Here is a 13,986-nt window from a genome sequence, read left to right as displayed (position 1 = left end):
GGCAGATCTTATCTACGGCCTTGCGAAAATCGCAAGCCCTGTGGAGAATGGCGGACGGTGAGCGACGAGGGGAAGACACTGACGTGACGATCATGGCTAACCAGCGGACCGGGAGCGGGCCCGGATTCGCCGTGCCGCTCCTGCCCGAGCCGGGCCAGGTGGTCACCGTGCGCGGTTCGACGTGGGCCGTGGTCGAGGTGCGCCAGCAGGGCCTGCCCCGCAGCCCTGCGGACGAGGGCGCAGCCGGTCTGACGCACGTGGTGGCGCTCCAATCGCTGGAGGAGGACCGCCTCGGCCAGGAACTTGCGGTCGTGTGGGAGCTGGAGGTTGGCCACACGGTCGCTCCCGACCAGGGACTGCCCGAGACCATGAGTCCGGAGGCGTTCGACGACCCGAACACGCTTGCCGCGTTCGTCGACGCGGTGCGCTGGGGTGCGGTCACCTCGGCGGACGCGAACTCGTACCAGGCCCCGTTCCGCAGCGGCGCGAACGTCGAGGCGTACCAGCTGGAGCCGCTGCGGCGCGCGCTGCAGTCGTCACGAACCAACCTGCTGCTCGCCGACGACGTCGGCCTGGGCAAGACCATCGAGGCCGGCCTGGTCATTCAGGAGCTGCTGCTGCGCCACCGCGCCCGCACCGTGATCATCGTGTGCCCGCCGAGCCTCGCCTTGAAGTGGCAGGATGAAATGCGCGAGAAGTTCGGCCTGGACTTCGTCATCGTCAACAGCGACCTGATGGCCACCGTCCGGCGCAGTCACGGGCTGAACGCCAACCCCTTCCGATTGTTCCCCCGAGTCATCGTCAGCATGTCGTGGCTGCCCACGCTGCGCGCCCAGCGGCTGCTGCGGGACGTGTACGCCGACGTGGCGGACACCACCACGGCCCGCCGGTTCTCCTTTGACGTCCTGGTGGTCGACGAGGCCCACCACGTCGCACCCGCCAGTCCCACCACCGCGCCGGGCCGGCGCGGCTACGCCGTGGACAGCCACCGCACGACGGCGACCAAAGCGCTCGCCGAGCGGTGCGAGCACCGGCTCTTCCTCAGTGCTACCCCGCACAACGGGTATTCGGAGTCGTTCACCGCCCTGTTGGAGATGATCGACGGGCGAAGGTTCACCCGGGGCGCCAACCTCGACGAGCGCGCGCTGCGCGACATCGCGGTCCGCCGGCTGAAGACCGATCTGCCGGAGAAGGGTTTCCACCGGCGGGTGCTCCGACCGATCGTGTTCACCCCGAGCGATGAAGAGCAGCGGCAGTTCGGCACCCTCACTCGGATCCTTGCCGAAAGCGCTCGGGCCAACGGCAAGTCGGGTGCTGGCGGCATCGTGGCCATGCTGCTGAAGAAGCGGTTCCTGTCCAGCCCGTGGGCGTTCGCCCGCACGCTGGAGCTGTATGAGGAGGCGACTGACGGCGGCCGGCTGGCGGTTGACGACGAGGAGCAGTACTACCAGGAGGTGCTCGGCAGCGGACAGTCCGACGAGGAAGAGGGTGACGTCGAGCATCCCGAGTTCACCACTCTGCGGCAGAGTAAGGGCTCCCATGCGCTCGTGACGGCGACCAACGACGAGATCGACGAACTCGTCGACTGGGGCCGCCGCTACGAGCACCGCCCGGATTCCCGCCTGGAGGCGCTGATCGGCTTCCTTGATGCGATCTGCCGCCCCGACGGCAAGACGTTCACCAATGAGCGGGTCGTCGTGTTCACCGAGTACGCCGCCACGCTGGACTGGATCGCCCGGGTGCTGGCCCAGCGCGGCTACCGCGATGTCCTCGCCACCATTCAGGGCTCGACGCCGGCCGACGAGCGGGAACTGATCCGCGACCAGTTCACCAAGGACCCGGCGAAGTACCCGGTCCGGGTGCTGGTCGCCACGGACTCCGCCGGCGAAGGCATCGACCTGCAGGACCACTGCCACCGGCTGGTCAACTTCGACATCCCGTTCAACCCGTCGCGGCTGGAGCAGCGGATCGGCCGTATCGACCGGTACGGCCAGAACCACACACCGGAGATCTACCAGCTCGTCCCGGACTCGACCGGAACGGCGTACGCGCGGGACGTGAACTTCCTGATCGAGCACATCGCCAAGAAGGTTGGCACGGTCGCGGCCGACCTGGGGTCGGTCAACCAGGTCATCGACGCCGCCGTGCAGGACCACTTCAATCCGGCCGCGGCCGGCCGCAGAAGCAGGCCGGCCGTCCCCGACGACGGGAACGCGGTGATCACCCGCGCTCTCGCCGGTGGGATCACGCTCAACCGCCAGCTGACCGAGCTGTCCCGCAACTACGACGTCCGCAAGGCGGAGATGCACCTGACGGCCGCGAACGCCCGCCGGGTCGTCGACGCCGCGCTGACACTCACCGCGCAGCCACCGCTGGTACCGGACGACAGTTTCGCCCAGGATCTCGACGCCGAGGTCTTCCGCGTACCCAACCTCGGCTCCGCGTGGCAGTCGGCGTTGCGTGGCCTGGACACCCGCAGCGAGCCCGGCGTGCCCCGACCGATCACGTTCGACGACAAGGCCGCAGAGGGCCGCCACAAGGAGCTGGTTCACATCCACCTCGGGCACGCCCTGATGCAGCGCTCCGCGCGTGTCCTGCGCAGCGCGCTGTTCAGCGTCGACTCCCCGGTCCACCGGGTCACCGCGGTTATCGTCGATGGCCTGCCGCAGTCCTGTGTCGCCGCCGTCTCCCGCCTGGTCCTGGTCGGCCGGGGCGGCCTGCGCCTGCACGAGGAGGTGTTCCTCACCGGCATCCGGGTGCACGGCCAGGCGATGGCCGAGGCCAAAGTGGAACAGGTCCTCGACGAGACACTCGACGCACACGACCTCACCCTGGCCGACGAACCCGTACGCGCCGCCCTCGCAGACCTGTGGAACGCCGAAGACTCCCGGCTGCGCACACGTCTGCTGACCGCGATGGCCCGCAAGGCCGAGACCCGGCAGGAGAAGGTCACCGAGGCGCTGCAGGTGCGCCGGGACTCCGACGTCACCCGCGCCCGGGAGATCTTCGCCGCGTTCCGGACGAACCTTCAGGAGTCCCGGGACCGGCTGACCGCCGAGATCCGCAGCCAGGAAGAACTTCTGTTCACCGACGACCAGCAGGCCCAGCGGCGCCGCGACCTGCGCGCCATGGAGGACCGGTTGGCGAGCCTGGACGATGAGGAACAGCGCGAGATCGCCGCCATCCGTGAGCGATACCGCGACATCAAGCCGCACGTGTCCGCCGCCGCGGTCGTCTTCGCGCTGACCCCGGCCGACGCCGAGGCCGGAAGGGTGGCGGCATGAACCGCAAGCACGTACCGACCGCCGCGGACCTGCACCGCGGGTGGCTGGAACTGGTTGACACCGACGGCCCGTTCCTGGCCGTGCCGGCGCTGCGGCGAGTCTGGCCGCAGGGCATGCCGCAGCCGGAACGCCACGCGCTCGCCGCGCTGAAGGACGCCAAGCCGGCGTTCGAGAAGGCATGGGAGAACTGGGACAAGCACCCCGGCGACGCCGCAGCCCTGGCCTTCTACCGCCAGGCCCGCGACACCTGGGTCGACGTCGTCGTGCGTAACGTTTTGGGCTGGGGCGACTCATACCGCACCGAGACCGGCATCGCGAGCGTGCGTTCACCCAACCACGCCGTGACCGTACGTCCCGACGGCGCCCTCGTCCACGGTGACCTGACCGGCGCGCTGGTCCTGGTCACCGACCCGGTCGACTCGCTGCGCGACCCGCTCGACGACGGCTGGGCCACCAGCCCCATCGACCGCATGGACGAACTGCTGCGCGCGGCGAAGGTCCCTATCGGCGTTGTTACCGACGGCCGCTGGTGGGCGATCGTCAGCGCCCGCGAGAAGACCATGGTCGCCTCCGGCATCGTCGACGCCCAGACCTGGATCGAGGAACCCCACGCCCGGAACGCGTTCATCGAGTTGCTCCAGCGCCGCCGGCTCGTCGGCGGCAAACCGGAAGACCGGCTCGCCGAACTGTTCGGTGTATCCGTCGCCGCCGCCGAAGAGATCACCGAGGCGCTCGGCACCCAGGTCCGCCGCGCCGTCGAACTCCTCGTCCAAGCTCTATCGGAAGCAGCCCTGGACGCCGATCCCGATCCGCTGCCGGACAACCGCGCCCACGTATACGAGGCAGCCGTCACGGTCATGATGCGGGTGGTGTTCCTGCTCTTCGCCGAGGAACGCGGTCTGCTGCCCCAGGGACGGCTGTTCGCCGCGGGCTACGGCATCAGCGGCGAACTGGACGCCCTCGACTCCCGCGCCCGAGAGGAAGGCACCGAGGCGCTCGACGCCACGCACCTCACCTGGCACCGGCTCCTGGCCACTTCGCAGGCGCTGTTCCACGGCTCGTCGTTCGAAGACATCCGCCTGCCCTCGTACGGCGGATCACTGTTCGACCCGAGCCGCTTCCTGTTCCTCACCGCCCGCAACGACGGTGGCACCCTCGCTATCACCGTCAGCGACCGGGTGATGCTGGAAGTCCTGAACGCCGTCCAGGTCGCCAAGCTCAAGGGACAGCCGGCCCGCCGGATCTCCTTCCGTGACATCGACGTCGAGCAAATCGGCTACATCTACGAGGGCCTGCTCGGCTACTCCAGCGCGCAGGTCGACGAGGTCATCGTCGGACTGATCGGCAAGGAGGGCGAGGAACCCGAGATCCCCCTCGCCATTCTCGAAACACTCTCCGCCGAGACACAGACCGACACCGTCCTGGCCGACGCCATCCTCGCCTGGGTCAAGGACCATCAGCCGGCGGCGACCGCACCGTCCAAGTCCGCGCTCATGAAAGCGATCAAGGAAAGCGCCAAGATCGAGGACGCCGAACGCGCCCTGCGGGCGGTCACCACCGACGAGCAGCTACGCGACCGGCTCCGCCCGTTCATTGGCATCATTCGCCGCGACCTTCGTAACCGCCCCCTCGTCGTAGTCCCCGGCGGCGTCCTTGTCGTCGAGACGCCGTCGCGGGCGTCGGCCGGCGCCCACTACACCCCGCGCTCGCTCGCCGAAGAGGTCGTCCGTCACGCCCTCGAACCGCTCGTCTACGACCCGGGACCGCACCAGCAGGCCGACGGCTGGGTGCCGGTGTCGCAGGACCGCATCCTCGACCTCAAGGTCGCCGATATCGCCTGCGGATCCGGCGCCTTCCTTGTCGCCGCCGCCCGCTACCTCGCCGCCCGCCTCGTCGAGGCGTGGCGCAGCGAGGGCGTCGCGGTCGGCACGCCGCACGAACAGCAGACCCACGCCATCCGCACGGTCGTGGCGACCTGCCTTTACGGCGCCGACATCAACGCAATGGCCGTCGAGATGTGCAAACTCTCGCTTTGGCTGGTCTCACTCGACCCGAAGCTGCCGTTCTCCTTCGTCGACGACAAGATCCTGCACGGCAACTCATTGCTCGGCCTCACCGACGTCCGGCAACTCAAGCACAAGCACATCAACCCTGACACCGCACCCCACCAGCCCAGCCTGCTCGACCTTGACGTCGATGGCGTGCTCCGTCAAGCGGCCCGACTCCGCCAGAAACTCGCCACCGAGGTCGACGACAGCGACCCGCAACGCTCGGCATCCACCAAACGCCGGCAGTGGCGCGACTACCAGCAGCTCATCGCACAACTCACCGACATCGCCGACGCGGTGGTCGCCGCCGGACTGCGGCTCGGCGGCAAGCCCGGCAAGGCGCTGCGCGAGGCGTACGAGAACCTGCTCGTCGCCATCGAACGGGCCTATCCCGGCTCTAGCGGTACACCGGACCGCAACATGCTCGACAAGATCCTCGACGCCGGGCTCACCCCGACGGTGGAAACCGACTACGAACGCTGGAAGCCGCTGCACTGGATCCTCGCCGTGCCCGATGTCATGGAGCGTGGTGGCTTCGACGCGATCATCGGAAATCCGCCTTTCGTAACAGGGTCAGATATTACGGGCGCGATCGGGTCTAACGTTCGAGACTGGCTAGTCCATATCCTGGCGTATGGACAACGGGGCAACGCCGACCTCGTAGCCTATTTCTTCCTGCGAGCTAGCGAGCTCGCCGCGAGTCAAAGCGCATTCGGTCTTATTGCTACAAATAGCATCGCGCAAGGCAAGACGCGCGAAGTGGGCCTGGATCAGATGGTGGATAAGGGATTCACCATTACGAGGTCCATCCAGAGTGAACCTTGGCCGGCGCAGGGAGCAAGCCTGGAGTATTCGGCAGTCTGGGGATCGCCGGGCGTCATCGCGCCCTCTGTGCCTAGAACCGCAGACGGTGTTCAAACCCATCGGATCACGACACTATTGGAACCCGCAGGCAAGGTGGAAGGGCGACCCGTTCGGCTCGCCCAAAATCTCGGAACGGCGTTTGAGGGATGTAAACCTTCCGGAGCTGGGTTCATTGTCACTCCCGATGAGGCGAATTCGTGGATTGAAGCCGACAAGCGGAACGCGCGCATATTGTTCCCATACCTCAACGGTGGCGACCTAAACTCGCGTCATGATGCGTCGGCTTCCAGGTGGATTATCGACTTCAATGAAGCGTCGGAGCCGGAGGCTCGGGCATACCCCATCCCTTACCGGCGTGTGCTCCAACGCGTGAAGCCGCAGCGTGCAAAAGGGTCTATGGCGATGAGGGACGCCCCGTGGTGGCTCTTTGAGCGGTCCCGTCCAGCTATGCGTCGGGCAATCGCCGCTTTGGACGAGGTTCTTGTCATGGCAAGGCACTCTGTTACGTTAATGCCGTACCGCGTGAAGAGGTCCTTCTTGTTCGGGGATGCGCTGGTAATCTTCGCTACCGATTCATATGCCGATCAGGCCGTCTTGTCGGCAAGCCCTCACCAGATGTGGGCGATTAAGTACGGATCGGGTCTACGCAGGGATCCGCGCTATACCGCATCGAATGTGTTTGCCGCATTTCCGAGACCACTGCCAACGGAACGCATGGAGCGAATGGGTCGGAAGCTCGATTCTAGTCGGCGAGAAATAATGGTCCGGCGGGAAATTGGGTTGACCGACCTCTACAACCTCATCAACGATCCCGCCACGACAGATTCCGCAGATCGTGACGTTGCTACAATGCGCGCTATCCACATCGAACTTGATGAAGCAGTTATGGGCGCGTGTGGATGGAGTTCGGTGTCGCTGGATCACGGCTTCCACACCTATCGTCGGATGCAGAGGTGGACCGTAAGCCCGAACGCGCGTGTGGAAATTCTCGACCTGCTGCTGGCGGAAAACCACCGACGCGCTGCTGCCCAGGGTGAGGCACCGCCGCCTACTGAGGAGGAACTGGATGAGGGGGACGGCGAGTGACCGCCGCGCAGAAGCCGCCGAAGGACCGGCGGTACCGGCTCAAGTATGAGCCGGACGGGCGGTCGTGGACGGCACGGGAAGATCTGGTCGACATCCTCGAACGTGAGCTCCTTGGTCCAGCAAACGGGCCCGAGGAAGTGCTCGACGCTTCGCCTGACGTTGTGTACTTGATCGGTCGGATCGCTCCGGAGCGGCTCAAGGCGGGCAGTGACGACCCGAAGGAGGCGGAGTCCGACGATGTCGTCACCGACGTCGGCGATGCCCTCGATGCCTTGGAGAGCCGTGGGGTTCCGGTCACCGCGGTTGAGGAGAGCGGCGCGGGCGCCGACGAGGATGCCGTGGAGGACGAGCCGCAGAAGCGCGGGCTGATGATTCCCGCCTCCATGGGCCTGCGCTGCCAGCTTCCTATGGACGTTGCGGAGTTCACGGTGACCGCGTCGTGGGGCGTCTACGAGCCGATCAACGAGAAAGGCGAGGACGACAAGGCCGGGATGCGCAGCTACATGCGCATCCCCGTCGAGATTCCGGCGAAGGTCGTCGTGGCCGACCTCGCACCCGGGAAGACCACGACGGTCCCGTTGAAGGACAAGGTGGTTCTTCGGATCGATCGCCACGACGCTCCGGAGCGTGGTTGCAGGCTTATCGAGATCGCTCTGTGCAATGACCAGGTGACCCCGCGCAAGATCCCGGTAAACGCGTGGCTGTTCCAGACCGTGCTGCGGGTCGAGGTGGGTGGCGAGGACGTATTCCTGCCGGTCGCCGATCCGTTGATCGATACGCGTCCGGAGCGCGATGACGAGCTGCGCCGGCTGCGGTTGCAGTATCGGGACCGGCTGGAGTTCGCCGTGGGTCGCACCTGCTCGGTCGATTGGGACGTGGACGACGGCGCGCGGCGGGCGCGTGCGGTATGGACGACCTGGTTGCCGACGTGTCAGACGCCGCAGACCACCGCTGAGGAGATCGGTGCGGCGCTGCTGGATATGAAGCGTCTGGAGTCGGCGGGCGTGGACGAGCTGCGGGCCGGCTTGGAGCCGATCGTGAAGGGCTACGCCACATGGCTGGAAGGGCAGAAGAACGAGGCCGAGGCGCTTCCCGATCATCTCCGTGGTGAAGGGCTGGACGCTGTTCGGGAGGCGGGCAGGGTTCAGCAGCAGCTCGCTGGTGGGCTGGACCATCTGCTCGGTGATCCCGAGGCTTTGCGGTGCTTCCGGTTCATGAACCGGGTGATGGCCGACCAGCGCGTCCAGTCGCAGGTCGCCGCGCGTCGGGCCAAGAATCCGACGGAGAGCATCGAGCAGGCGCGGAAGGCGGTGCTCGCAGAGGGGCCGAAGGCGCACTCATGGCGTACGTTCCAGCTCGCGTTCGTGTTGATGCAGCTTCCGCTGCTGAGTAATCCGGCGGCGCCGCGGCGTTCTGGGGATCTGGCCAAGGCGCAGCTGTTGTTCTTCCCGACCGGTGGCGGCAAGACCGAGGCGTATCTCGGCTTGGCCGCGTACACGTTCGCTATCCGCCGCCGGCAGGGCATCGTCGACACCCCGGACGGGCCGCTCGACGGTGGGCGCGGTGTGGCGGTGCTCATGCGGTACACGCTGCGGCTGTTGACCGCGCAGCAGTTCCAACGCGCCACGACGCTGGTGTGCGCCGCGGAACGGGTTCGCCTGGAGGATGAGGCGACGTGGGGGACCGAACCGTTCCGGATCGGGTTGTGGGTGGGCACGGATGTTAGCCCGAAGCGGTACGACGAGGCCGCGACGCAGCTCAATCGGGCGAACCGGAGCGGCGGCGGATACCGGTTGACCGTCCTGCAGATCCAGCGGTGCCCTTGGTGCGGCAGCCGGATCAGCGCCCGGAACGTGCGGGCCGCCGAGGGGATCCGCCGGGTGTTCGTGTACTGCGGCGATGACCTGGCGCGCTGTCCGTTCGCCGAGGGTGGCGAGGTGCCGGATGGCCTGCCGGTCCTCACCGTCGACGAGGAGATCTACCGGCTCGCGCCCGCCTTCCTCATCGCCACGGTGGACAAGTTCGCCCGCCTTGCCCGCGAGGGTGAGGCGGCATCGCTGTTCGGTTACGTGTCGCGGCACTGCGGGCGGCACGGCTTCGTGCACACCGATTATCGGCATTGCGACATCAAGGACGGCAGCAAACACCCCAGGAGCAAGGACGGTTTCCCACAGGCGGCCGTGCACCCGACGTCGCGATTGCGGCCGCCCGACCTCATCATTCAGGACGAGCTGCACCTGATCACCGGTGCTCTCGGGACAACGGTCGGGTTGTTCGAGGTGGCCATCGACGTGATGGCTGGCTGGCGGACGGAAGCCGGTGATCGGGTGCGGCCGTTGGTGGTCGCTTCTACAGCGACCGCGCGCAACGCCCCGGACCAGGTGCGCGCGTTGTACGGCCGGGACGTCACGATTTTCCCGCCCCAGGTCCTCGATGCCGGGAAGACCTTCTTCTCCAAGGAGGAGAAGATCTCCGAGGAGTTCCCAGGCCGGCGCTATGTCGGGTTGTCCACCACCGGGGTCCGCCTGACGACCGCCGAGATCCGGGTTGCCGAGGTGCTGATGGCGGGCGCGCAGCTGCTGTTCGACCGGTGCGGTGACGTCGCCGACCCGTACATGACGCTGGTCGGCTACTTCAGCGCCACCCGGGAGCTCGCCGGCATGGCCCGATACATGGGCGACGACATCCAGACCGCCCTAGCCAAGAGGCGTCCCTGGTCGTTGCTGCCGAGCCGTACCGGAACGAACTTCGGGTCGCTCAACGTCGCCGAACTCACGTCCCGAGTCTCCAGCGCCGACATCACCGCCACCCTGGACCAGATGGCGGTGCCGTTCGACGCGCAGTTCGACTCCACCGCCGGCAAGCGGGAGCTTCGGGCATTGCGCGAGGCGCACAAGCCGGTGCCGGCCCGGGACGTGAGCCCGTACGACTCGGTCCTGGCCACATCGATGCTTCAGGTCGGTGTGGACGTGACCAGGCTCGGGCTCATGCTGGTCGTCGGTCAGCCGAAGAACACCGCCGAGTACATCCAGGCATCTTCGCGTGTCGGCCGGGACGCAAAGAGGCCCGGTCTGGTGATCTCGCTGGGCAACTGGGCACGGCCCCGCGACCTGGCCCACTTCGAGCAGTTCCGCCACTACCACGAGACCTTCTACGCCCAAGTCGAGGCGTTGTCGGTAACTCCCTTCTCGACGACGTCGCTGGAACGCGGGCTCGACGGGGTCCTGTTGAGCGCCGCTCGCGTGGTGCAGGCAGCCGAGGCGCAGGGACTGTCGCCGGAGCAGAGCGCCGGCCGGATCGACGGCCAGCGCACCTTCGCGGTCGAGCTGATCGACGCGTTGGTCGACCGGGTGTTGAACGCCTCGGACGAGGACTCGGCGGACCGGGCGCGGCAGCGGCTACTCAACCGGCTCGACCAGTGGGACAAGCGCCGTAAGCACGTGGCCGACCTGCGCAAGTCTTTGGTCTACGAGAAGGTTGCCGATGACAGCCGCCAGGACACGCTGATGATGAGCGCGGAGAACGCCCGGTCCCGGGCCGACGGGCGGGACGCGCCGCCGTTCGTGGTGGCCAACTCCATGCGCGAGGTGCAGCCGGAGATCAATCTGCTGGTGAGCCCGATTAAGGAAAACCTGTTCTACATCGCGCCGCCCGGCGCCCCGACATGGGTACTGCCCGAGGAGAGCGGAACGTCATGACCGACGTCGCCAGATTCGTCTACGACGCAGCGACGGCCGTCGACCCACTGGGCGACGCGGAGAAGGAAGCCGAGAAGGCAACCAAGCACAACCGCGCCAAGGTCGGCTCCGGCCGCCCGTCGTCGCTGCTCTACACCTACGGGCCCGGTTCGATCATGGACCTGCCCCAGTTCACGATCATGCCCACCGGACTCGACGACTGGGACCGGATCTGGCGCCGCCGCGACGGTATCCCACAGATCCGCGCGCCGCGGCTACGGGAGGTGGTTGCCCGACTCCTACGCTCACGTGACGTCCAGTTGCGCCCTCATCCATGGCAGCCTAAGAAGATCAGCCTGTCCACCGAGGGCAACGACCTTGGCGTACCCGCTCGGGTCTTCCCGCAGTGGCTTCGTTGCACCGGCTGCGACATGCTCGGGCTGCTCTCGCAGTTCTCCTACACCAACACCCACCCGTTTCGCACCGATCTGGCGTGCTTCGAACACGCAAAGTGCACCGGGCGCAAAGGCGGCGGTAGCCGCAAGGCGACCAGTCGGACTGCTGTCCCTGCCCGCTACCTGCTCGCCTGCGTCGACGGTCACCTCGACGAGTTCCCGTACGACCTGTGGGTGCATCACGGCAAGGCATGTCCCGAGGTCGAGATACCGGCGCTGAAGATGGTTGACCGCACCGCCGGCAAGGGCGCGTCAGCGGTCATCCACTGCGAATCCTGCGGACAGCGCCGACCGATGAACGAGGCCCAGGGCGAGGCCGGGCGTAGCAAATTGCCGAACTGCCGCGGCCGTCATCCCCACCTCGACGCGTTCGAGCCGAAGGGATGCCGCAACAAGACCCGGCTCATGCTCGTCGGCGCGTCAAACCTGTGGTTCCCCGCCACCCAGTCGATCATCGTGATGCCGGAGTCCCAGCAGGAACGCACCAGCGACCTCGCCAACCGGATCCGCGTCGCGCTCGGCGACAAGCTAGCCAAGTACCGCGACGACCTCGAAACGCTCCGAGACGTGCTCGACGGCAAGGTCGACGTCTCAGAACTGTCCGACGAACAGCTGAACGACGCTGTTGCCGCCGCGATGGCGCCCCCGGAGTCGGCCGAGGAGCAGGAGGCGTGGCTTCGCGACTGGGATCCAGTTGATCTGCTCGTCCCCGAATGGCGTTACCTACTGAAGGACCCACTCGGTCTGCGCCACGAGGACGAGACGAGCGGACTGACACTTTCTAGGCGTGACCGCGACGCTGACCTTCGCACCGAGATCGTGCGGGTCTTGGCCGTCGAACGGCTGCGGAAGGTCAACGCCCTGGTCGGGTTCACGCGTATCGACGACATGGACCGGGCCGGCGACCTGCCCCAGCGTCTAGCCCCGCTCGCCCGCGCCCCACGTCCGGCCTGGACGGTCGCCACCGAGGACCGCGGGGAAGGCATTTTCCTCCAACTCGACGAGCGGGCCGTCGCCGTCTGGGAGAAGCGCATTCTCGCGACCGAGCTCTGGGAGGCTCACCGCGAGGCACACGAGCGCAACTTCGAGAGGCGCTTCTCGGAAACTGCGAAGCATGTTAAGGCCGACTCGCGCCTCAAACCGCCCCGGTACTGGCTGGTCCATACGCTAGCTCACGTACTCATCCGGCAACTGGCGATGACCAGTGGTTACTCTGCCGCGAGCCTGAGCGAACGCCTCTATGCCTGGCCGGAAACGAATAACCGCGAGGCGGCGGTCGGCCTATTGATCTGCACCACGGCATCCGACAGCGATGGCACCCTCGGCGGACTCGTCCAGCAGAGCGAACCCGCCCGACTGCAACGAGTCGTGGCCAACGCGCTCTACCGCGCAACGCGATGCTCCTCAGACCCGATCTGCGCGATGCGCCAGCCCGACAAGTCCGAGGACTTCCTCCACGGCGCGGCGTGCCACTGCTGCGTCATGGCATCCGAAACGTCCTGCGAACGCGCGAACCGCTTCCTGGACCGCCGCCTGCTCGTCAACCTTCCCGGGAGCCGCGTTGGATTCTTCGGAGACATCGATTGACGCTTCCGCCGCCCGCCGCCTCGGTCAACTGCTTACCGGCACCGAGGCAAGACAGGTCGCGGGCCGCCTTGCCGACGGCGACACCCTGACCGTCGCGCTGAAGGCCATCCCGGCCGGACGTCGTGCCGAAGTTCGGTCTTTAATGGGCGAAGACTCAAAAATTTCTCTGATCGCTGTGCTCCGAGCGATCGAGGGGGCGCGTACGGCGCCAAATTCAGCTGTTGCGCTGTGGACAATGCCCGGGCACGTCGCCCGAGGCGGACCTCTCACCAGCTCAGTCAGCCACTTCGTCGAAGATGCTCGGCAATCTGTGACCTGCTCTACCTTCAACTTCCAGCGTTCGTCCGCACTATGGGCAACGCTTCGGCGCGCGGCACTGCGGCCGGAACTGGCCGTGCGGGTCTACGTCGACACTGCCGCTGCCGACCACGGCCCGAGCCGTTCAACCCCGACCACCACTGAGGTGGCTAAGCATCTGCACCCCGGGCTCGTCTTGCGAACGAGGGAGTTCAACGGTGTCCGAGTCCGTAATCATGCTAAATTCATCGCGATCGACCACCGCTTTTTGCTAGTTAGTAGCGCGAACTTTTCCTGGAGCGCAGAGAACGGCAATGTCGAATTCGGGATACTCATCGACAACCGCAATCTGACTGAGGCAGTCGAGCGCGAAATGCTTGACGCCGAGGACCTGCTCTACGAACATGTTGTCTGTGGCCGAGGGGCTTCGGCGCCACGAGTTGACGGCTTGAGCGGGTGAGGCGCGGCCCAGTCGGATAGCTCAACGATGCTCGGTGCCGTCGTTGATGCTCCGCGTACGCTCGGAAGCTGTGTGCCGGACCGGCGCCGGCTGGACGGTGCGACACGTTTGCTTGCTGGAACCCGGCGATATCCGGCGCGACAACCGTCGAGACTCGGATGGACGGTCGGCTTTCGGGACTCATGCCGGCCAACCGCCTTACGAACAGACGAGCACCCTGCGAGGTGC

At 66.6% G+C, this 13,986-nt stretch carries 5 protein-coding genes; all 5 read left to right on the top strand.

The features are described from left to right. The first annotated feature begins 92 nt into the window (after nt 1-92). From drmD to drmC, 5 genes are read left to right on the top strand one after another with little or no spacing between them, the layout of a single operon-like run. Nucleotides 93-3,284 (top strand): DISARM system SNF2-like helicase DrmD, encoded by a 3,192-nt coding sequence (gene drmD / locus AB0J36_RS09675; RefSeq protein ID WP_357392556.1) that lies wholly within the window; start codon nt 93-95, stop codon nt 3,282-3,284. Further along, entirely contained in the window at nt 3,281-7,282 is a 4,002-nt protein-coding gene (locus AB0J36_RS09670) for a DNA methyltransferase (RefSeq protein WP_363660392.1), read from the top strand. The genes drmD and AB0J36_RS09670 overlap by 4 nt, the downstream gene beginning before the upstream one ends. Then, nucleotides 7,279-10,980 carry a DISARM system helicase DrmA gene (gene drmA, locus AB0J36_RS09665; protein ID WP_357392504.1) on the top strand — a complete coding sequence of 1,234 codons (3,702 nt, stop codon included), beginning with the start codon at nt 7,279-7,281 and terminating at the stop codon, nt 10,978-10,980. Before AB0J36_RS09670 ends, drmA begins: the two co-directional genes overlap by 4 nt. After that, nucleotides 10,977-13,001 carry a DUF1998 domain-containing protein gene (locus tag AB0J36_RS09660; RefSeq protein ID WP_357392503.1) on the top strand — a complete coding sequence of 675 codons (2,025 nt, stop codon included), beginning with the start codon at nt 10,977-10,979 and terminating at the stop codon, nt 12,999-13,001. Before drmA ends, AB0J36_RS09660 begins: the two co-directional genes overlap by 4 nt. Continuing rightward, nucleotides 12,976-13,758 (top strand): DISARM system phospholipase D-like protein DrmC, encoded by a 783-nt coding sequence (gene drmC, locus AB0J36_RS09655; RefSeq protein ID WP_357392502.1) that lies wholly within the window; start codon nt 12,976-12,978, stop codon nt 13,756-13,758. The genes AB0J36_RS09660 and drmC overlap by 26 nt, the downstream gene beginning before the upstream one ends. Nucleotides 13,759-13,986: the final 228 nt, after the last annotated feature.

Origin of the sequence: Micromonospora sp. NPDC049662 (assembly GCF_040675055.1) — a bacterium.
GTDB lineage: Bacteria > Actinomycetota > Actinomycetes > Mycobacteriales > Micromonosporaceae > Micromonospora.
Note: the sequence above shows the minus strand (reverse complement) of the source record. Positions and strands in the feature narration are given on the sequence as shown.